Source organism: Marinifilum sp. JC120 (assembly GCA_004923195.1).
GTDB lineage: Bacteria > Desulfobacterota > Desulfovibrionia > Desulfovibrionales > Desulfovibrionaceae > Maridesulfovibrio.
In genome coordinates this window covers 160,561-181,493 of record RDSB01000001.1, presented here as the reverse complement: position 1 = coordinate 181,493, position 20,933 = coordinate 160,561, and the positions used below count along the sequence as shown (strand labels likewise).

The following is a 20,933-nucleotide window of genomic DNA, read 5'->3' as shown; positions in this document are numbered from 1 at the left end:
TGTTTGATGGATTCAAAGTTAGATGTTTTAATCTATGCCCACGATGGCAGGGGCCTTGGGCACGTGAGCCGTAGTGTCGGAATTGGGCTGGCTCTGCGTCGTTTGTTTCCGGAATTGTCAGTGCTTCTGGTTACCGGATGCGCAACCACGGCGGAGCTGATCGGTGACGGTCGGTTGGATTGGATTAAACTGCCGTCATACAAAACTAATGTCACAGCAGGTAAATCCTCCGGGGTGAAAGGGGACAGCAATATTGATGACAAATTGCTGGGCGAACTCCGGGCGCGTAATATCCGGGATATTGTGGATGCATACAGGCCGAAAGTCTTTCTGGCTGACCATACTCCGCAGGGTAAACATAAGGAGTTACTGCCGTCTCACAGTGTGTCACCGGAAACTATCCGTGTTCTGGGGATCCGTGCTGTTGTCGGTGAAGTGGGCAAGGTCTGGTCTGAATTTTCCGCAGATGTTTTTTGCGGCACCTATTCCAATATTCTATGGTACGGGGATTCATCCGTAGCCGGAACAGGTGAGCTTGAGCGGTTGTCCGATCATTACGGTGTGACTCCTCATGCTGCCGGTTATGTTTCGCGTTTGTCCGAATTGCAGTTTTTAGCCCAGAAAAATGATGAACGTGAAAAGCTGGCCGGGGTTATTTCAGTGCCTTGGGCCGGTGAAGGCACCTCCGTGTTGCTGGAAAAACTGGCCCAGACTCTTGCCGGAATTGATGCTTCTTACGGGGATTGGAAAATTTATATGAATTTGCGTGAACCCGGAGTTGAAACGGCTGTTGAGAATTTCAAAGGGTTGAATCATGTTCGTTTTGAGCAGGTTGGGCCGCAGTTCCTTACAGACTTACGCAATTCGCGTAGTGCGGTTATTTACGGTGGGTACAACAGCTTGACCGATGTGATGGTTTGCGGTGTGCCTTCCCTTGTTTTGTTACGCGGCATGAAAGATGGTGAACAGGAAGAGCATGCGGCTGTCTTGGCCCGAAAGTCTTCCGCTATTCAGGATGTTTTTCCTGAGCAAAGCGTGACTGCTGATGAATTGCGGGAGTCGCTTGCCGGGTGTCTTGAGGCGGATGTGAGTGAGTCTTCCATAAAATTGAATGGTGCTGAAAATGCAGCCCGCTATCTGGCGGAGCTGGCAGGAGGTTCTGATGCTGACCGCTAGTCCTGAGTTGAGAAAGAAATTGCGTGGTCTGACAAAAGAATTTTCCCGGCATGAAATGATGCAGTGGGAAAAAATTCTAGCACCTCTTGATCGCAAGATGAGTATTCTTGAAGTCGGCTGTGGCCGGGGCGGAAAGACCGATTTCCTGCGGGCGCAGGGATTCAGTAATATTCTCGGTGTTGAGAAGAATGAATTTCAGGTCCGGGAATGCTGTAAGCGCGGACTTAATGTGGTTACCCTTGATGAATTTTCTGAAAACCACAGTGCTGACAAATTTGATTTCATCATACTTTCTCACATAATTGAGCATTTTGATTTTGCAGGGCTGGTGGAGTTTATTGATGGTTATCTGGCTCATCTGAAGCCGGGTGGCTTGTTGCTTATTGCTACACCTATGTTGCATCCTCATTTCTGGCTCGATCTGGATCATCAGAAGCCTTATTATCCGCAGGGTATAAAGAATTTTTACAGCGGCGCTGATGAGCAGGTCGGTTTTACTTCAAAGTACCGTCTCAAACTTAAAGATATCCGCTTTCGTAAAAGTCCGTTCAGGGTAAAGAATGATCGCAATCTACTACTAAAGAAGAACGACTTGCCTATGCTTGTCTTTAATATGATTAGTGCAGCTCTTTTTAAGATTAGTTTTTCCATTTTGGGATACAAGAGTGGATGGATCGGACTATATAAGATACGTTTTTAATAATTGTTTATTAAAAAAGTACTTGCGTATGAATCTGAGTTAGACTATTAATCTCTGAACGTTTTAAAAATTTTACGGATTTTTTAGAGAAGAAACTGAAATGCTACTATCTACCCTCGATCATATTAATGCAGTCGCAGCAACCGTCGCCAATGTGGTGATGGTCGTGATTACTGTCGTGGTCGTGCGAGGCTTAATTGAGCCGGAGGGAAGGTTGTAAGCAACAGTTTACATTCACAAAATGTAGTTGTAACCCCCCGCCGGCTTAGCCAGCGGGGGGTTTTTTATTATCATCAGGAAATTGTGAGGGTGCGAAAATGGAAATCAGCGGTGCTAAATTGGTTATTAAACTCTTGGAACAACAGGGGATTGATATTGTTTGCGGTATCCCCGGCGGTTCCAATCTGCCCATCTACGATGCCTTAAGGGACAGTTCTATTAAGCACATCCTTGCCCGCCATGAGCAGGGTGCAGGGTTTATGGCTCAGGGTATGGCCCGAACCACCGGAAAAGCAGCCGTGTGCATGGGAACATCCGGTCCCGGCGTAACCAATCTACTCACCGCTATTGCTGATGCACGGCTTGATTCCATTCCTGTTGTTGCTATTACCGGACAGGTTACCAGTACCCTTATCGGTACTGATGCTTTTCAGGAAGTTGATACTTATGGCCTGACCATTCCTATTACCAAGCATAATTTTCTGGTCCAGTCCGCAGCGGATTTGTTGGAGATAATCCCTGAAGCGTTTAGGCTTGCTGAGTCCGGCAGGCCCGGTCCGGTTGTTGTGGATATTCCCAAAGATGTTCAGAAAGAGATAATTGAGATTTCTGATATTTCAGTTTCTGCGCCTAAAGCTTCTGTTGAGGAATGTGATCATGCACTTCTTGGTAAAGCAGTAAATATGATCAACAAAGCCCGCAGGCCCATTATATATGCCGGGGGCGGGGTTGTTGCCGCGGATGCTTCAGCGGATCTGCTCAAGTTTGCCCGCAGGAATTCCATTCCGGTTGTTACCACCCTCATGGGTCTCGGCGCGTTTCCTCATGGCGATCCTAATTATTTAGGGATGCTCGGCATGCATGGTTCCCGTTCAACCAATATGGTTATGGAAGAGGCTGACCTGATCATTGCGCTGGGGGTACGGTTTGATGATCGCGCTGTAGGCAAGGCCTGTGAGTTCTGCAAGCATGCTGACATTCTGCATATTGATATCGATCGGTCCGAGATCGGGAAAATTAAATCATCCAATCTTTCTATTGTAGGTGATGTCGGGCAGGTTTTGCACGAATTAGTCGAAAAGGTTGAGGCTTCCATCAGGATTGGCTGGAGTGCTCGTATTGCATCCATCCGCATGATGTATCCTGATGTTCGCCCGGATGAAGAGGATACCTTTCATCCTCTTAATTTGATTCGGGTAATGGGTGAAACCTTGCCTGATGACGCCATCATTACCACCGATGTCGGTCAGCATCAGATGTGGGTTGCCCAAGGGTATCCTTTCCGTAAGCCCCGGACTCTGCTCACTTCCGGTGGATTGGGCACAATGGGGTTTGGTCTTCCTAATGCCATTGGTGCGGCTTTGGCAAAGCCGGATAAAAAGGTTGTCTGTGTAAGTGGTGACGGGTCAATTCTCATGAATATCCAGGAACTTGCTACCCTTGCGGAACAAAGGCTGAACGTTAAGATTCTGATTATGAATAATAACCGTCTTGGTTTGGTTCGTCAGCAGCAGGAGCTCTTTTTTGAGGAACGTTTCTTTGCTTCCAGTTTTGAAAGCAATCCCGACTTCGCCTCCATTGCCAGAGGATTTGGGCTTCCGTCGTTTGACCTTGGTGAACAGGAGAACCCGGAACTGTTCCTGCGTAAGGTTCTGGGACAGGACGGTCCATGTGTAATTAACATTCCCATTAATTTTGAAAACAAGGTTTTTCCCATGGTTCCCCCTGAGTGTGCCAACAGGGAAATGATCGGAGGTTAGCCATGTGTAAACATAATTTTGTAATTGATCTGTTGGTACGTAACCATGCCGGGGTAATGAGTCAGATTACAGGACTTTTTTCCCGCCGTAATTTTAACCTTGAGGGGATTGTCTGTGGGCCTGTGGGAGATGGTGGAGAAAGCCGCATGATTCTTACTGTTGCCGAAGACAGCAAGCTTGAGCAAATTCTGTTGCAGCTTGAGAAGTTATACGACGTGATGGAAGTGAAACAGGTTGAGAATCATCCTCTTACTGAAGTTTTCAACCGTCTTTAAATATTGCGCTAAAAAACAAGGCCGGATATTACCCGGCCTTGTTTTTTAGTTTTTTGCTAAGAATTCATCGCTGTTTAGTATTTTCCAGTCCTCAGTTGTCTTGCAGTAAAAACCACCCTGAGTCAGCAGTTTTTTTATTAACCCGTTTTTGCGCATGGTCTTGATTCCTTTTTGTAAGGCATCATATATTTTTTCCCCGTCAGGATGAGTTTTAGAAACTAGGAAATGTCTGCTTTCTGTCAGGGAAAATTTAATTCCTTTGACCGGAACAAGGGTAATGCCGCTTCTGCTGATACTTAAATCTTTAGAATTATGAAAACCCAGCGGAATCCAGTCTGCGCGGCCTGCTTTGATCATTCTGAACAGGCAGTCCATGGTGGGGCCTTTTTGAATATCCTTAAATCCCAATTCATTTAGAGTGCTACATTCATTAGACCAGTGTATCCCAATAAGGGGCTTGCCTGCTTTTTTTAAATCGTCAATTGTTCGAGCACTTTTAATTTTGTGATTTCCGGGTAAATAGAAGATTCCCTTTTCAAATTCGCCGTCTTTTATGACCGGTCCGCTTACATAAATTTTGTTTCTGTACTTGGACTGGGCGCTGGCTCCTTTGTTGAACAGGTGCGCGCTGACAACAGCATACCCTTTGAGTAGTTCATCTTCTTCGCGTTTTACATTAGGTGTTTTTAGAAAATTAAACTGGGCATCTATTCCTCCCAGTATGAGCGCGTTTTTCAGGATCATCAGACTGGCAATGCATCTGGTTTTTATTTCTGGAGGAAGTTTTTTGTTGGAAAATGGAACTTTTCGTGCTGATTCGGGCAGATTGTCATATTTTTCAACTGCGCTTTGGGTTGTGGCCACAGCAACTACCATCTTCTCCAATGCTGATGCAGGAAAAGAGTGTAGGGTTGTAAGCAGCAAAACAGCAATTCCACTGAAGGTTGAGCGGTTAATGTTCATTAATTTAAGTTTGTTATGTTTTTAAAAAAGAAACTGATATGCGTTGTCATTTGTTTTTAATGATCAAATAATTTAACTAGGTTTGTTTTTGCACCAATCTTAGTTGATAGGCAAGTATTTAATGTATAAAACAAGCTCGTATGTTGTTTTAGTTAATGAAAACAGGCGGTAGTAGTTTTATAGAATTGCATCATGATTGACACAATAAAGGTGAAGTTTAATTGCTGGTCTATTACTTTGCAATAATTTTTACGTTGTCCAAAGCCCAATATTCGGTTTTGCGCCCGGTCAGGAACCCTTTGAATCTTATTTTGATTGTTCCGTCCGCTATTTCCGTAGCTGGAATTTTTATACTCACAGCTTTGACCCAGTATGCGCGATCCTTAGGGCCAACTTTTACAAGCCCGTCATTGCCTAAAGGTCGTGAGTCATCATTATCAATCAAAGTACATGGGAATTTGGTCATACTAAGTAGTTCGGGGCCATCTACAACTGAGACAGTAAATTTATCCGCGAGCTTGCCTTCATTGTCCCAGCTTCCAACGAAAACCATATCAAATGTCAGTACCAGATCCCGGTTTGCGGGCACGTCTTTGAGGGTCAGGGTTGCAGCTGATGGAAAACGTTTATTGCGGTCATTAAAAAGACCTAATCTCCGGTTCTCACCGACTATAAATGTTTTTCGAGGAGACCAGTCTTTGGCAGCTTTCTTTTTTTCAAAAGAGTAGTTTTTTATGGCTTTGGGGGCGGCTGATACCGGGAGAGAGTAAAAAAAAGCGAAACCAAATACAGCTAGCAGAACAATAGTTTTTTTCACGGAATTACTCCTCAGTCCAATTTTCAAAAATCGGGGGGGTGCTCACGCAGGCAAAAAGTTGTTTCCATTCACAGATGGCGGTTAACTCTACGCCTCGCTGGATGATTGAGACCGGTTTGTCTGAGGAAACTACAATTACGATTAGATTGTCGTATTTGGCGGTAAAACGCAGGGCGGAGTTGAAACGGGCACCTCGGGCACGGTTTTCCCCGGAGACAGCCTTGCCGTCCAACAAGCAAGCAAAACCGTGCAACTTTAAATCCTTACAGATGTGAACCGCGCCATCGAGTTTGGTCAACGACCGGGCAAGACCGCGTATCTCGGGGTCGCGCAGGTCCAGCGGTTCTTCAATGGTCTGTCCGGCAATGGTTACCGGCTCATCGTTGAAATCGAGTACTAGCGTGCATCCGTGGCTGCGGTGGTTGGCAGTGGAGATCATCTGGATTACCAACTGGAAAAGGCTGTGCCGGGTATCCGCATCCAAATCCAGCTCAAGAAGGTATTCTTCAAGATGGACAAGGTTCGGCTTGTAGTTGGTGGAAGAAAATTTGGCATCCGCAAAGCTGCATACTGCTTCAGTGCCGAGATAGACCAATCCCCAGTCCCCTTTGAACTGAACAGAGATGGAATTGTTTGTGGGCGGGATGGAGGCGATCCCGACTACGCATTTGCCGTCGGAAACAAGTTTGCGGCTGGAGCTTTCCACAGATTGGAGCAGCTTGCGTACATGCTTATGGTTTTTCAGAGAGGGCCGCTCATTCTCTGGGAATTTTGCCATATATTGTATGGAATCAAGTTCCGATGGTTCAATAAAGATTAGCTCCCCGCGCGCCCAAGCTCCTTCTTCACGGGTTTTGGATATCCCTAGTACAGAGTCTAAAATAGGATAGACTCGTAACTGTGTATCCCAGCCCATAATGCGGTTACGCTGGTCAACAATGTAATCGCGTACCGCGTGGGTGGAGTATTCGCGCAGCAGGTGGCCGGAACTGTCGATTCGCAGGATGTTCTGGGTTGCGAAATCCTGAGAAAGAAGCAGGGCGGCATATTCCATCCAGCTTTCAGTGGGACCGATGGAGCACATGTCCGGATGTTGCTCTGTGAACCAGCATTGGTAAAAAATACTGCTGGCGCGGGCACTGCAAGTGATCAGTCCCGCAAGGGCGAGATCTTTGGAGCGGACAACTTCAATAAGCCTTGTGTTGTCATCGTGATTGCCGCCTTTGCGCCAGTCCTCTGAATCAAGGTAATATTCCTTGAGTTTTGGCTGATGCTCCCGGAGTAGATCCTGTGGATCATAAATGCGCAACGGGTCATCAGGTGTTACCGCATAAATCAGGGCTGTCCGGCTGTTGGAGGAAAAGTGGGAAAGGCCGTCCCGCAGTCCGTCCATGATGTGAAAGATACATAGATTGGCAAAGGATTCAGAACTCATAGAATAATCCGCTGTTGAAGTTCAGGTTAAGGCGCATGTTATATCAATTGCCTTTTCTTTCCAACAGGAATTACTTCATTTTTTCTTCTTGGTGAACCTTTTTGACTTGTCTTTGCGGTTAAAATTTTTGCCCGCATCGGTACCTTTAGAACCACTATTGTCACGTTCCGGCTTTTTGCCTCTTTTGCCGCCTCTTTTTCCCTTCGGTTCAGAAGTATTGCGCTTTTCTGTGAATTCTTTCTTTTTTCCTTGCCTGCCTGCTCGTGGATCACGGCCCGGATCAGGAATAAGAATGCGGTGCTGCTTCAGACGCTGGGCGTCTGTTTTGGCAACATAAATTTTATTGCCTTCAGGATCGGTCTCACAATAGAACATGGCTGTGGCAACAGTTCCCGGTGTTGGGATGAAGCACTGAACCTGCCGTGGTTTCCAGCCTCTTGAGGCCAGCCATGAGGCCAGATGGCGCATGTCGCTGTCCGTACAACCGGGGAACGCGCTCATCAGGTAGGGGATTACATATTGCTCTTTGCCTGCTTTTTTTGATTCCGCAGCAAACATTTCCAAAAAGCTTTCAAATATGGGCAGGTCCGGTTTGCGCATATGCTTAAGTACGGATGGGGCAATATGCTCCGGGGCCACTTTCAGCTGCCCGCCGACAAATTCCTTGAAAATATCTTTCAGGCTGGTCCTGTCTTTTTGGCCGAGATCGTAACGGACTCCACTGGCTACCCGTACATGCTTGATGCCGTCCATCTTCTGCGCGTCACGGAAGAGTTTCAGGTTCGCTTTTTGGTCATATTTGAAATTGGGGCAGACTTTGGGTACTAGGCAGCTTTTGCGTTTGCATTTGCCTCGTTCAAGTGAACAGTTTGCATTCCACATATTCGCACTGGGACCACCGATATCGGATACCGAACCTCTGAAGTCCGGGTGATCCTGCATGCGTTTGAGTTCGCCGAGTATGGATTTCTTGCTTCGGGAGCGAATATGTCTTCCCTGATGCATGGCGATGGAGCAGAAGGAACAGCCTCCGCCGCAACCCCGGTGAGAGGTGACGCTGAATTCAATCATATCCGCTGCTGGAATTCTACCTTTGTCCTTATAGATAGGGTGGGGCATCCGGGCATAGGGCAGGCTGTAGAGCCAATCAAGTTCCTCAGTGGAAAGATGTGTGGAAGGGGGAGTCAGCACTACATGCCGTTTATCGACCGGCTGGATGGCCCATGAGTCCCCGAAATGAACCTGCTCTTCAAGGGCTAATGTTGCTTTCATCAATTGTTTTGATTCATCAACAATTTCTTGATGCGAGGGCAGCTCAGTCACTTTTTCTTCGGCTTCGATATCATCGGGACTGCCCATAAAAGCTGTGCCGGGAATACCTTTTAATACGGCAGAGGATTGTTCGTCTGCTCCAGAAAGGCGAATGGCCGCTTCAAGCATGGCCCGTTCTCCCATACCGTAGATCAGCAGGTCAGCCTTACTGTCCATGAGGATGGGCTTGCGGATTTTGTCGGTCCAAAAATCGTAATGGGAAATGCGGCGTAGGGATGCTTCAATCCCTCCGATGATCACCGGGAGTCCTTTAAAGGCCTTTTTGATCAGATTTGTATAAATAATACAGGCCCGATTGGGGCGTGCTCCGGCTTTGCCGCCGGGAGTGTAGGCATCGTCGCTTCTTTTTTTGCGGAAAGATGTGTAGTGGGCGACCATGGAATCGAGTGCCCCGGCAGAGACTCCGGCATAAAGGCGCGGACGTCCCAGATCTGCCAGCGGTTTGGGATCGTTCCAGTCCGGCTGGCATGCTATTGCCACTTTGAATCCGTGTGCGGAAAGAACTCTTCCAAGCAGGGGAATACCGAAGCTGGGATGGTCGATGTAGCTGTCACCGGATACAAGAATAATGTCCGGTCTGTCCCAGCCTAGTTTATCCATTTCTTTTCTGGTCATGGGCAGGAACTTGGGCTGGGGCCGCTTTTTGGCGATAATGCTTTTTGTCATGGGGCATACATATAGCTGAACCCCGTAGCTGGCAAGGAACTAAATGCTTTATTTTCCTTGCAGGGATTCATGAAAATGAAAGTTAGTTTTGCGGTGAATTTCCGGCCAAATTCTATTCTTAATTTAAGCATAGTTCAGCATCTATTGACCCGGAGCATGGCGATGGGTAAAATCAGTTGATCAAAAATATAAAAAATGCCCAAGGAGGCATGATGAAACCGCTTCCATGTGTTTTGACTATTGCAGGTTCTGATTCCGGCGGAGGGGCTGGGATTCAGGCCGATCTTAAAGCTATTTCCATGGCCGGATGTTACGGGGCCAGTGCCATCACCGCACTTACCGCTCAGAACACAACCGGAGTAGCAGGGATTGAAGCTGTATCTCCTGAGTTTGTTGCCCTCCAGATAGAAACGGTTTGTAATGATATTAATGTCCGGGCTGCTAAAACCGGGATGTTATTTTCCGCACCCATCATCAAAGCGGTTGGTGAAACTTTGAAAGACAGGGATATCCCACTGGTTATTGACCCTGTCTGCGTGGCAACCAGCGGAGCCAAACTGCTCAAAGATGATGCTGTGCAGGCCATGAAGGAAATTTTTCCGCTTGCTGACCTGTTGACCCCCAATGTGCCAGAAGCTGAACTTTTTACCGATATGGAGATCAAAAGCCGTGAAGATATTTTCAAGGCCATAGAACTCCTGCTTGAGATGGGTCCCAAAGCCGTACTTGTGAAGGGTGGGCATTTTGATTCCGTAGCCGCTACTGATTGGCTGGGTATTAAAGGACAGCAGCCGATTCCGCTTATGCAACAGCGGGTCAAGACTAAGAATAGTCACGGCACCGGATGCACGCTTTCTGCAACCATCGCCTCCGGTCTGGCAAAAGGATATGATATGGTGACGTCTGTACGTAAGGCTCAGGAGTATCTGAACCTTGCTCTGCGGGCTGGATTTGATCTCGGCGAGGGGAGCGGACCACCTAACCATCTTGCTCCTATGCTCATTGAAAAAATGAAACAGGGAATTTTGTCCGATCTGCATGAATTCGGATTACGTCTTGAGTGCATGGCAGGATTGAACGAACTAATACCTGAAGTGCGCATGAATGTGGCTACGGCCTTGCCTCATGCCGGAGATATTAACGATGTTGCTGCTTTCAGCGGAAGAGTATCCTGCACTCGTAAAGGTGAAGTCATGGTTTGCGGGCATCCTGAGTTTGGAGCTTCTACTCACATTGCCAAAGTCCTGCTTTGCGCCCGCAAGTCCAATCCGGAAGTCGGCTGTGCTGCTGGTTTACGGCTCAATGAACGGATTATGGCCTCTGTCGCAGAGTGCGGATTTGTAGAAGCATGGTTCGATCGGGCCGATGAGCCGGGAGAGATTCCGGGAACCGAAGAAAATACCCTTGAGTGGGGCACTTGCAAAGCCATGTCTGAGCATCCCGACCCTGAGATGATAGATGTTGTTTGCGATTCCGGGGCAAAAGGTGTAGAGCCGTGTCTTCGCTTGCTGGCAAAGGATTTTGAAGATTTGGAAGCAAAGCTTAAAAAGCTGCTTGCTGCAATGTCCGGCTGATCGAAGTTACCGTTTATATGGATTTTTAAACGATTTTTGTTGACAAGCTGTGACACTGCTTATATTAACGCAACGGCTGCACGGGACAGTGCCTTTGTTTGGTTTAATCCATAAGGAGCAATGTCCAATAATTAGCCTATAATATTTGGTTGCGAGAGTGGCGGAATTGGTAGACGCACTAGATTTAGGATCTAGCGGTTAACCCCGTGAGAGTTCGAGTCTCTCCTTTCGCACCAACTGTAATATAAACACCCCCTTACAAGGACTACCGCATGGTCCGTGTAAGGGGGTGTTTTTGTGTGGTTATTGACACTCTGTATTCGAGTGGATACATTATATGTATGAACCAGTTTGATAGCACAGATGTTTTTGATAAATGGCTTTCAAAACTTAAAGATCACGTTGGTAAGGCCCGAATTCTTTCGAGGATTGACCATGCACGATTCGGATTATTTGGAGATTGTAAGTCCGTTGGCAACGGCGTTTCTGAGATGAGAATTTCAGTCGGTCCGGGTTATAGGGTATATTTTACCAAGGTCGGAGACAGATATTACTTTTTGTTGGCTGGCGGTGATAAATCCAGTCAGACAAAGGATATCCGAAAAGCGCACGAACTAGCTGACGAAATAAACAACGAGGGGTAACTATGGCAAAGACAAAGCCTTTTGAAGCATATGAACATTTGAACAATGAAGAGGTCATAGCTGAGTATTTGAATGCCGCGCTTGAATCCGGCAATCAGGATGTTCTGCTTATGGCTGTCGGGAATATTGCCAAAGCCAGAGGCATGAGCCAGCTCGCCAAGGATTCAGGTCTTGGTCGGGAGAGTTTGTACAAGGCTCTAAGTCCCGGATCTCAGCCGCGTTATAGTACAATTATGAAGGTATTGGGTGCTCTTGGTGTTTCCTTGCGGGTACAGCCAAAGGATACTTCTGTGCAGTAGCATTTTAGTGTGATGAGAGTTCGAGTCTCTCCTTTCGCACCAACTGTAATATAAACACCCTCTTACAAGGACTACCGCATGGTCCGTGTAAGGGGGTGTTTTTTTATCCTCACACCCGCCGTCGAATCATAACAACCGGCGCAATTAAGCTAATCTCGCTGACAAGCTGCTGAATATTAAATTCTGTCTGCGGCTTATCTCCTTGTTTATTCAGCCAGCCTTGTAGATATACCCACTTTTCATCCTGCCCGTTGTAGATTTTTACTCCGGCGGATTCTTCTTGCTGGGCATCCCGGCGCATTACAAATACTGGTTCTCCGATGGAGGGCTGAAGGCGTGGATCGCAATAGACGATATTCCCGGGCAGGATTCCTGCGGGGACCATAGAATCTCCTATGGTAAGGGCGGCGATGTAGTCTTTGTGGAATTCCGGTACGGAGCTGTTTATGGCGATAGGCATGGTCTGGGACCAGCCGTCTATTCCACATTGGGCTAAGCCGATCAGGTTTATGTTTTCACCTGTGTTCAGCACGTTTGGATCAGCAGGACGTGCCGGGGCCGGGGATTCGTCCATGAAGACTTCGCCTTCCCCGGTGAGCAGCCAGTGCCCGTTGATGCAGAATTCCTCACAAACTTTGCAGAGAAATGGAGCTTTGGGAGTTCCCTTGCCTTTTTGATAATTATCGTGGGTTGTAGCTGAAACGCCGACCCTTTTGCAGAATTCGTTGCGTTTAATACCCACCAGATTTTTTATGCTCAGGAATCTTTCAACAATATCGGACATAGGAAGTATATCTCTTTTTTTATAAAATAGTCCTTGAAGTGGGTAAAAAGTTTGTCTATAAAGCAAAAAAGAGGCTGATGAAAAACTTTTTACCTGATTATCCATTTGATTTTTCTAAAACAGGTAAAAGTTTATTTAAAAAAACGAATAAGCACAAGTCGGCTGAAGTCGATGTGCAGATTGTTTTTCAAGAGAGGCTTTTATGGTGGAAAGTTTTAATTTTAGTGAAGCATTATCCAGACTAGGTGAAGCTTTACTTTTTGATAAAAAAATCACTCAGGTCAGGCTGGCCGAAGTCCTGGGGATCAGGCAGTCTTCCATTTCCGACGCAAAGCGCAGAAACTCCATCCCCTCCGACTGGCTGCTTAAAGCTCTTGAAGTTGCCGGGGTTGATCCTAATTGGATTCGTACCGGACTGGGGCCGAAGTACAGGGTGCTTTCTGATGAACCTTCCGGTGCTTTGACTTATGTTGAGATCGAAAAAAGGATCACCCGTGAGCAGCAGCGTGAACTTACTGTCAGTGAGCTTATGGAAGCTCTTACTGATAAATTGCCGGAAGGAGCATCCCTAAGCATTCAGTATGGCGGATAGTTCGTGTGGGTGGATTTAAGGTATTTATGACTTGAGTTTATTTGAGGGATATGTATCGATATTGCACATGAATCATTTAAAAAAATACGCGGACCAAGTTCAGTATATTTCAGGTGCAATGAAGGCCGGACAGATGACTCCGACTCAGGGGGCCATTCAATTACAGGCCGTGGCAACGCTTGCCGAGCAGGATGCTGATGTTGCTGAGGATGAGCAATACGCGGAAAAGTTACGTAAATTTGCGGAAATGATTTATGATGCGATTGATAAAATGAATCCTGAGCGGCGGGTGATTCAGTAGTAACTTTCTAAATATGTTCGATAAATATTTACGGTCATACTGTGCTTCATCGACAGTATGAGCCCCTGTCTTGAAAGTTCAAGGCAGGGGCTTTGTTTTATTCTTTGGTTTGGTTTGATTGTATAATGACGGTCTGGTTGGCTGCGGTCCCATTCTGGTCCGGCGGGGCAACTCTATTTATGTGGATGGAAAGAGATATCCCGAGAATTATCAGGCCGGGCAGGGCGTAGAGAAATTTCTTGGCCCCTTTGGCATGGGCAATGATCACGCCGATGGAAGTGACCATAACCCCGATCTGGCCGAGGATGTCCACTAACATGAATGGTTTACCTTCCGGCAGGGTAACAACATAAACTATGATTGATGTTATGCAGTATAGCAGGAAGAATACGCCGAGTCCGCTATGGCCCTTTTTCTTGGCGTAGAATGAGATTCCGATGATGGTCAGCAGGGTGATGCCTGCGAGTATTATTGCTGGCAAGAAGAGCCTCCTTGTCTGATTTGGTGGTGAGCTCTTTTTTTGTTTTAACTGGCAAGTACTGTCAAGTTGTTCTTACTAAATTGAGCAGAGTTAATAATAGTTGATGATGTGTAGTTGTCTTGTGTTGAATTCTTCGTTCATAATTTGTTGCGAATGGAAATAATGAACTTTTTGAATGAAAAGCTGAATAATTTAATGCGTAATGAAGTGATAGCCGTACAATCGACGCTGAAAAAAAATATCTTGTACATAGCTCTCATGATGGTTAAATAGTGGCCCCTTTTTACGTTTTAGGTTGTTTTTGTTTTCTTTACTTGTTCAAAAAGGATTTATTGTGATTCAGACTGAGACTTTGCTTACATTTGGTGTTTATTTGGTCTTCCTACTGGCAGTGGGTTGGTATTTTTACAAGCGTACTTCAAATATTGAAGGCTACATTCTCGGCGGACGCGGACTTGGCGGCTGGGTTACAGCTCTTTCCGCACAGGCCAGCGATATGTCCGGCTGGCTGCTCATGGGATTGCCCGGAGCGGTTTACCTTGGCGGTATGACCGAGGCATGGATTGCTATCGGCCTTTTTGTGGGTACTGCTTTGAACTGGATTTTTGTTTCCGCCCGTCTGCGCGTTTATACCCAGATGACCGATACCCTCACAATCTCATCTTTTTTTGAAAAACGGTTCAAAGATCCGACCAGCCTGTTGCGTGTAGGCTCTGCGGTCATCATCCTGATGTTCTTCACTATTTACTCTTCGTCCGGTCTGGTTGCTGCGGGTAAGCTTTTTGAATCCATGTTCAATATTGATTACTCCGTGGCTGTTATCACCGGGGCGGTTGTAATTGTTTCTTATACTTTTCTTGGCGGATTCATGGCTGTCTGCTGGACTGACTTTTTTCAGGGCGGGCTGATGTTTTTCGCTATTATCCTTGTTCCGATTCTCGGAACCATCGATAATGGTGGGATTTCCGTTATTGAAGCTGAGATGGCAGCAAAGAACATTTCTACCAGCCTTTTTCATAACGGTGCCGGAGTTCCTCTTTCCATCGTCGCTATAATATCAACCATGGCTTGGGGACTTGGTTACTTTGGACAACCGCATATTCTGACCCGTTTTATGGGTATCCGTTCTATTAAAGAACTTCCTAAAGCCACAGCGGTTGCCCTTATATGGGTAATTATCTCCCTTGCCGGGGCGGTTGTTGTAGGTATGGTTGCTATCCCCATGTTTGACGGTCTTCACGGCGGTGAGCAGGAGAAAGTATTCATCTACATGATTTCCAAGCTCTTTAACCCTTGGGTTGGCGGCGTGCTGCTGGCGGCTATTCTTTCCGCGATCATGTCCACCATTGATTCACAGTTGCTGGTTTCCTCTTCCGCACTGACTGAGGATTTTTATAAAAAGATTCTGCGCCGTGAAGCTTCTGAGAAGGAACTTATGCTCGTGGGCCGCCTCTGTGTTCTGGTTATCTCCATCATTGCCATGAGTATGGCTTTGACTCCGGGTAATACCGTTCTGGGGCTTGTTTCTTACGCATGGGGCGGATTCGGTGCCGCGTTCGGTCCGGTTGTTTTGTTTTCTTTGTTCAGCAGAAAAACAACATGGATTTCAGCTCTTTCCGGTATGATCGTCGGTACTCTAGTACTCATTTTTTGGAAAGATGCAGGACTTGGCGCAACCATGTACGAAATTGTTCCGGGTTTTGTGGCAAACTTTTTGACTATTATGGCTGTTAACCTGTTCGTTCCACAGAAGGATGAGCAGATTCTCGCTGACTTTGCCGAGATGGAAGCGGCTCTTAAGAAATAAGGTTTAGATTTGATAATTATAAAAAGTCCCCGTCTAATTAAGACGGGGACTTTTTTTAGAATCTTTCGAAGCCGTGATCCCTGATCTGTTGCGAAGCGGGAAGGGGAGGACGCGTGAATTGTCTGGTTTCAAGTTCAGGAGTGTAGTAATGGACGGCTTGGTCGTTTGCTCCTGAAGATATTGGAATGTGCTGGTCTACAGCATGGCTGCGAACTTTGAAGAAATCTACAGTATGCTGAAGGTGTGATGCCTCAGACGAAAGACTTTCAGCGGTAGAGGTCATTTCTTCAGCAGCTGCGGCATTTTGCTGTACTGTCTGATCAAGTTGTTTCAGGGAATTGTTGACCTGCATTGCACTTGAATCCTGCTCAGCACTTGCACTGCTTATCTCCTGTACCAGCTCTGCTGTCTTTTGGATATCCGGAACAATAGCCTGAAGCATTTCGCCTGCATTCTCAGCCAGATGTACGCTTGAGGATGAAAAATCGCTTATTTCTGCTGCTGCCTGCCCGGATCTCTCTGCAAGTTTTCTGACTTCACTCGCTACAACAGCAAATCCTTTACCATGTTCTCCTGCTCTGGCAGCCTCAATTGCAGCGTTGAGAGCGAGAAGGTTGGTTTGTCTGGCGATTTCTTCAATGATTGAGATTCTGTCAGCAATTTCTTTCATTGCTTCAACTGTCTCATTGACAGCTTTGCCAGTGGATTCCGCATTTATTGCAGCAGCAGAGGCAATCTTTTCTGTTGTGCCTGCATTATCGGCATTGGATTTGGTGGCGGAGGCCATAATTTCCATTAAGGAGCATAGCTCTTCAAGTGAAGCAGCCTGCTCGGTGGCACCTTCTGATAAGGATTGAGCTGCAGCTGAAAGCTCTTCACTGCCTGCAGCAACAAGTTCACTTCCTGATGCTACGTTTGCTATGGTGTCAGCAAGTTTGTCTGAAGTTATATTCAGTGATTTCTGGATATCTCCGATCTCATCATCGCTGTTTTCCTCAGTCCGTTCAGTAAAATCTCCGTTTGCGTTTTTGCCAAGATTAGTGACTATAGAATCTAGAGGACGAATAATTACGCGATTTATGAAGAACCACATACTCAATGCAGCAATTGTCATGCATAAGAATATGAGTGCAAATGAATAAATTGCATTTTGGTAAACAGGTTGCATGATTTCAGTTTCATTGACCAGCCCCAGATATTTCCATCCGTTTGTCGGGGATGTGAATACCACGGCAATATATTCTTCTGAACCGATGAATAGCTGCTTGTGGCCTTTATTTAAGTTGAATAACTCTGCATATCCATCATCATTGAGTTCATAAATCTTTTTGAAGTTGTGTTGGGGGAATTTAGGGTCGGCGATAACCGTTCCATCATCTTGGAGCAATACTATGTACCCGTGATTTCCGAATTTAACTCCTGCCAATCGGTCAGTGATGTCCTGAAGGGAAAAGTCCAGTCCCACAACACCGACGATTTCTCCTCTATTCTTTACCGCCTTGACTGAAGTCAGCATGGCATCTCCTGTCGTTGATTGGTAAATACTCGATGTCGTGGCTTTGTCAGGGTTCTTCATTGCATCTTTATACCATGGGCGATTTCTTGGATCGTATCCGGAGGGTAGCTTGGAATCGTTGCCGACAATCATTCCTCCGTTTCGTGTCCCGATGTAGGCATTGAGGTATTTGGGATGCGACTGAAGTACGGATACGTAGTTTTCTTTTAAGCTCTCGCCAACAGAATCTCCTGCGATAGGGGCCGGGGAGATCATGTCGCCGGTTCTGCCTATAAAAGAAGTGCTGATTTGATCTGCCTCTGCGGCATCTGGAGTCCATGAAAGCATCAGGGTATTCGCTTCTGTTTCCTTCATGAAGATTGCTATTTCGCTATCCAGAAGTTCAAGTTGTTTTGTTGTTGATTCAATGATCTTTTCATTTGTTGAGTCATGAAAGTTTATACTGACTGCAGTTAGAATTATTCCACCGGTAATTGTTAATGCTGAGACAAGGCCAGCAATAACTTTCCATTTGATTGACATATTTTACTCCGCGACCTGTTTGAGTTGAGATTGAGAATCAAAAGCATTTAAAGATTGATAAGTCAAGCGGAATTGATGAAAGCGCAGTAATTAAAGTTTAAATATGTGTGTTTAGAGGCGTAATGATGGGCAACTGATTAAGAGATGAGAATACCCGGCTTGATTACTGTGGCTTTTATGGGTATTAAGCTTCGCCTAAATCATTGTTGTAATGTATTAATGAAATGTAAATGATGCTGAGGCGGTTTTTTTAAGACCTACTCTGTATGTAAATATAATATATTTTTTGTCTGATATATATCTTGAGGAGTTGTATATGATGGATTTCGAACGTAAAAGTGTTGTGCTGGTTACTTGTCCCAAGGGCTTCAGTCCTTATCTTGCGGAAGAGATGGGGCGGCTCGGATTTAAAATACGGGCTGAGCTTTATGCCGGGGTAGAGACCAAAGCATCGCTTAACGACTGCATGCGTCTTAATCTCTGGGTCCGCTGCGGGCACCGGGTAATGTATCAGTTGAAGAAATTCAAAGCCGACACCCCGGACGAGATGTACAATCAGGTTAAGGATATGGTCTGGGAAAATATTCTTGGACCGGATGATTATCTGACCGTGACCTCATCTGTACGCACCGAGACAGTTAATGATTCCCGTTTCGCCAATGTTAAGGTTAAGGATGCTGTTGTTGACCGTATTCGCGAAAAGTGCGGGAGACGTCCTTCCTCCGGTCCCGAGATGTCCGGCATAGTTGTTTTTCTGCATTGGAAAGATGATGAATGTACCGTTTATCTGGATACTTCCGGTGTGCCTCTTTCCCGTCGCGGATACCGCAAATTCCCGCACAAGGCTCCTTTGCAGGAAACTCTGGCAGCAACTCTGATCAGGGCTGCTAAATGGTACGGTCGCGGTAATTTTGTTTCTCCCATGTGCGGTAGCGGCACTCTTGCCATTGAAGCTGCTTTGGTTGCACTTAATGGCGCACCGGGACTCATGCGTGAGTATTATTCTTTTATGAAGCTTCCCGGCTACAATCCTGAATATTGGGATAACCTCTGTATTGATGCAGAAGACAGGGAACGTGATTCTTTCGACGGAAAGATCATTGCCACGGATCTCGATCCCGAAGCGGTGGAAGCCGCCAAAAAGAATGCCCGTGCTGCCGGGGTTGAGCATCATATTGAATTTGATGTTTGCGATTTTCGGGATACGCAGATTCCTGACGGGGGTGGGGTGGTAATTATGAACCCTGAATACGGGGAGCGTCTTGGTAGCCGGACCAAGCTGGAAAAGATCTATGCTGCAATCGGTGATTTTTTGAAAAATAAATGTCAGGGATACAAGGGATTGGTTTTTACCGGAAATCTTGAATTGGCAAAATTCATTGGCCTTAAAGCTTCAAGACGATTGATTTTTTATAATGCAAAGATCGAATGCAGGCTGCTGGAGTATGAAATTTTTGAGGGTAGTCGTAAGTCGCGCTATTAAGTTTTTTCTTTAATATCTTGAAAATATTTTTTTTAACAGTTAATTCCTAGCGTGACAGCTGTGTATAGATGATGGCTAGCAGCTGTCGGTCCATTGTCTTAGTAATTATTTTGGGAAGTTAAGGAGAATATTTATGCCCCGGATTCTCGTCGTAGATGATGATCCAATTTCACGTCAGGTTCTTAAAGCAATGCTTGAGAAAGAAGGGCACCTTGTTACGGAAGCCGAGGATGGAGTCAAAGCCGTAAAGGGGTACGACCGTAATCTGATTGACTTGGTTATCACAGATATTTTCATGCCGGAAAAAGAGGGTGTGCAGACTGTCAGGGAATTAATGAAAGAAAACCCGGATATAAAGATTATCGCAGTGTCCGGCGGCAGTTCCTCTGCAAACTACGATTCGCTTGATTGGATTAAAATGTTCGGAGTGAAATACACTTTTACTAAACCTTTTAATGCCAAGGCCATACTGGCTGCTGTAGATGACCTTCTTGGATCATAAATTTCAATTCGTTTTAATTAGTTGCAACTTCGTTCATCCTGCCGTATTCCATCTTCACAAAAAAGAACGGGAAATAATTAATGGCAGATAAAGAAAAGTTTCGGGTTAAGCTTGAGTTTGATAATGTGGGACTGGCCAGCGTGCTCTTCGGTGCCCAGAATGCAAACCTTGATCTTATTTCACGCCAATCCGGTGTCAGGATAGAGAGCAGGGGCAATTCCTTGCAACTTATATCTGAGAATGAAGAGCTTATCGATCCGGTGGCAAAATCATTTACTCAGCTCTATAAGCTGCTCAAGTCCGGTAAAGAGGTTTTTCCGCAGGATGTGGAGGCCGCTTACCGCATACTCTGCCGTGATCCACAGGCTGACCTGATTAAAATTTTCCGGGATGAGCTATTTGCTGTTTCCCCTAAGAAAACCCTTACTCCGCGCACTTTGACCCAACGGGCTTATTTTTCCGCAATTCGTGAAAACGATATGGTATTCTCCGTTGGTCCTGCCGGAACCGGTAAGACTTATCTTGCTGTTGCCATGGCGGTTTATGCCTTGCAGCGTAAGGAAGTTAACAGGATTATCCTGACCCGTCCTGCTGTTGAGGCCGGGGAAAAGCTTGGCTTTTTGCCCGGTGATCTGGTGGATAAGGTTAATCCGTATATGCGTCCCCTCTACGATGCTCTGTACGATATGCTTGATATGGGCAAGGTGCAGGATATGATTGAGGAAAATATTATTGAGATCGCACCGCTGGCCTTTATGCGCGGGCGGACGCTTTCCAATGCCTTTGTCATTCTTGATGAGGCGCAGAACACTACGCCTGAACAGATGAAGATGTTTATTACCCGGCTCGGTTTCGGCTCCAAAGCAGTTGTTACCGGAGATATCACCCAAATCGACCTGCCGAATCGCGATCCTTCGGGCTTAGTGGAAGCCGTTAATATTTTGCGTGATGTGCGGGGTATCAGCTTCATAAAATTCGAAGATACTGATGTTATCCGCCATCCGTTGGTGGCCCGGATTGTCAAGGCTTACGATTCTTACGAGTGTCGGGGCGACAAGTAGTGGGAGTGAATCTGAGCATAGAAT

The 20,933-nt window shown here is 46.1% G+C and carries 20 protein-coding genes and 1 tRNA gene; 14 read left to right on the top strand and 7 right to left on the bottom strand.

Annotation, left to right across the window (positions count from 1 at the left end; all coding sequences use genetic code 11):
* Positions 1-6 precede the first annotated feature (6 nt).
* The 4 genes from D0S45_00915 to ilvN all read left to right on the top strand — a co-directional run bounded on the left by D0S45_00915 (position 7) and on the right by ilvN (position 4,130).
* Positions 7-1,176, top strand: coding sequence for a hypothetical protein (locus D0S45_00915; protein TIH19929.1), 1,170 nt, complete (start codon positions 7-9; stop codon positions 1,174-1,176).
* Positions 1,163-1,876 (top strand): class I SAM-dependent methyltransferase, encoded by a 714-nt coding sequence (locus D0S45_00910; GenBank protein ID TIH19928.1) that lies wholly within the window; start codon positions 1,163-1,165, stop codon positions 1,874-1,876. The genes D0S45_00915 and D0S45_00910 overlap by 14 nt, the downstream gene beginning before the upstream one ends.
* 317 nt (positions 1,877-2,193) lie before the next feature.
* Complete coding sequence (gene ilvB / locus D0S45_00905; protein TIH19927.1) at positions 2,194-3,855, top strand: biosynthetic-type acetolactate synthase large subunit; 1,662 nt, start codon at positions 2,194-2,196, stop codon at positions 3,853-3,855.
* Positions 3,856-3,857: 2 nt separating this feature from the next.
* On the top strand, positions 3,858-4,130 hold the full coding sequence (ilvN, locus tag D0S45_00900) for an acetolactate synthase small subunit (protein TIH19926.1): 273 nt from the start codon (positions 3,858-3,860) through the stop codon (positions 4,128-4,130).
* Positions 4,131-4,175: 45 nt separating this feature from the next.
* Here ilvN and D0S45_00895 read toward each other — a convergent pair whose 3' ends face one another.
* From D0S45_00895 to D0S45_00880, 4 genes are all read right to left on the bottom strand, one after another.
* Positions 4,176-5,006: a hypothetical protein gene (locus D0S45_00895; protein TIH19925.1), complete on the bottom strand. Its 831-nt coding sequence runs from the start codon at positions 5,004-5,006 to the stop codon at positions 4,176-4,178.
* Between the two features lie 319 nt (positions 5,007-5,325).
* Entirely contained in the window at positions 5,326-5,910 is a 585-nt protein-coding gene (locus D0S45_00890; GenBank protein TIH19924.1) for a hypothetical protein, read from the bottom strand.
* Between the two features lie 4 nt (positions 5,911-5,914).
* Positions 5,915-7,345: a DNA-binding protein gene (locus D0S45_00885; protein TIH19923.1), complete on the bottom strand. Its 1,431-nt coding sequence runs from the start codon at positions 7,343-7,345 to the stop codon at positions 5,915-5,917.
* A gap of 75 nt (positions 7,346-7,420) precedes the next feature.
* A complete protein-coding gene (locus D0S45_00880; protein TIH19922.1) occupies positions 7,421-9,343 on the bottom strand; it encodes a YgiQ family radical SAM protein in 1,923 nt (640 codons plus the stop codon).
* Between the two features lie 212 nt (positions 9,344-9,555).
* Between D0S45_00880 and thiD the strand changes: the two genes are divergently transcribed.
* The 4 genes from thiD (at position 9,556) to D0S45_00860 (ending at position 11,860) form a co-directional block, all read left to right on the top strand.
* A complete protein-coding gene (thiD, locus tag D0S45_00875; protein ID TIH19921.1) occupies positions 9,556-10,917 on the top strand; it encodes a bifunctional hydroxymethylpyrimidine kinase/phosphomethylpyrimidine kinase in 1,362 nt (453 codons plus the stop codon).
* A 151-nt stretch (positions 10,918-11,068) separates the two neighbouring features.
* Positions 11,069-11,153, top strand: a tRNA-Leu gene (locus tag D0S45_00870).
* A gap of 105 nt (positions 11,154-11,258) precedes the next feature.
* Positions 11,259-11,561, top strand: coding sequence for a type II toxin-antitoxin system RelE/ParE family toxin (locus D0S45_00865; GenBank protein ID TIH20268.1), 303 nt, complete (start codon positions 11,259-11,261; stop codon positions 11,559-11,561).
* A gap of 2 nt (positions 11,562-11,563) precedes the next feature.
* Positions 11,564-11,860, top strand: coding sequence for a putative addiction module antidote protein (locus D0S45_00860; GenBank protein ID TIH19920.1), 297 nt, complete (start codon positions 11,564-11,566; stop codon positions 11,858-11,860).
* A 109-nt stretch (positions 11,861-11,969) separates the two neighbouring features.
* Here D0S45_00860 and D0S45_00855 read toward each other — a convergent pair whose 3' ends face one another.
* Positions 11,970-12,644 carry a hypothetical protein gene (locus tag D0S45_00855; protein TIH19919.1) on the bottom strand — a complete coding sequence of 225 codons (675 nt, stop codon included), beginning with the start codon at positions 12,642-12,644 and terminating at the stop codon, positions 11,970-11,972.
* Between the two features lie 202 nt (positions 12,645-12,846).
* Between D0S45_00855 and D0S45_00850 the strand changes: the two genes are divergently transcribed.
* Positions 12,847-13,236, top strand: a complete 390-nt coding sequence (locus tag D0S45_00850; GenBank protein TIH19918.1) for a hypothetical protein — start codon at positions 12,847-12,849, stop codon at positions 13,234-13,236.
* A gap of 67 nt (positions 13,237-13,303) precedes the next feature.
* Positions 13,304-13,537 carry a hypothetical protein gene (locus tag D0S45_00845; protein ID TIH19917.1) on the top strand — a complete coding sequence of 78 codons (234 nt, stop codon included), beginning with the start codon at positions 13,304-13,306 and terminating at the stop codon, positions 13,535-13,537.
* A 97-nt stretch (positions 13,538-13,634) separates the two neighbouring features.
* On the opposite strand, the gene D0S45_00840 is transcribed toward D0S45_00845, so the two are convergent.
* The gene (locus tag D0S45_00840; GenBank protein TIH19916.1) at positions 13,635-14,018 is read right to left on the bottom strand and encodes a hypothetical protein; all 384 of its coding nucleotides are present in this window, start codon (positions 14,016-14,018) and stop codon (positions 13,635-13,637) included.
* Between the two features lie 334 nt (positions 14,019-14,352).
* On the opposite strand from D0S45_00840, the gene putP reads away from it, so the two are divergent.
* Positions 14,353-15,825: a sodium/proline symporter PutP gene (gene putP, locus D0S45_00835; protein ID TIH19915.1), complete on the top strand. Its 1,473-nt coding sequence runs from the start codon at positions 14,353-14,355 to the stop codon at positions 15,823-15,825.
* Between the two features lie 55 nt (positions 15,826-15,880).
* Here the strand turns inward: putP and D0S45_00830 are convergent, their stop codons facing one another.
* On the bottom strand, positions 15,881-17,863 hold the full coding sequence (locus D0S45_00830) for a HAMP domain-containing protein (GenBank protein TIH19914.1): 1,983 nt from the start codon (positions 17,861-17,863) through the stop codon (positions 15,881-15,883).
* Between the two features lie 316 nt (positions 17,864-18,179).
* Between D0S45_00830 and D0S45_00825 the strand changes: the two genes are divergently transcribed.
* From D0S45_00825 to D0S45_00815, 3 genes are all read left to right on the top strand, one after another.
* On the top strand, positions 18,180-19,346 hold the full coding sequence (locus D0S45_00825; protein ID TIH19913.1) for a class I SAM-dependent RNA methyltransferase: 1,167 nt from the start codon (positions 18,180-18,182) through the stop codon (positions 19,344-19,346).
* 133 nt (positions 19,347-19,479) lie between these two features.
* Positions 19,480-19,848: a response regulator gene (locus D0S45_00820; protein ID TIH19912.1), complete on the top strand. Its 369-nt coding sequence runs from the start codon at positions 19,480-19,482 to the stop codon at positions 19,846-19,848.
* A gap of 80 nt (positions 19,849-19,928) precedes the next feature.
* The gene (locus D0S45_00815) at positions 19,929-20,909 is read left to right on the top strand and encodes a PhoH family protein (GenBank protein ID TIH19911.1); all 981 of its coding nucleotides are present in this window, start codon (positions 19,929-19,931) and stop codon (positions 20,907-20,909) included.
* The last annotated feature ends 24 nt before the right edge of the window (positions 20,910-20,933 follow it).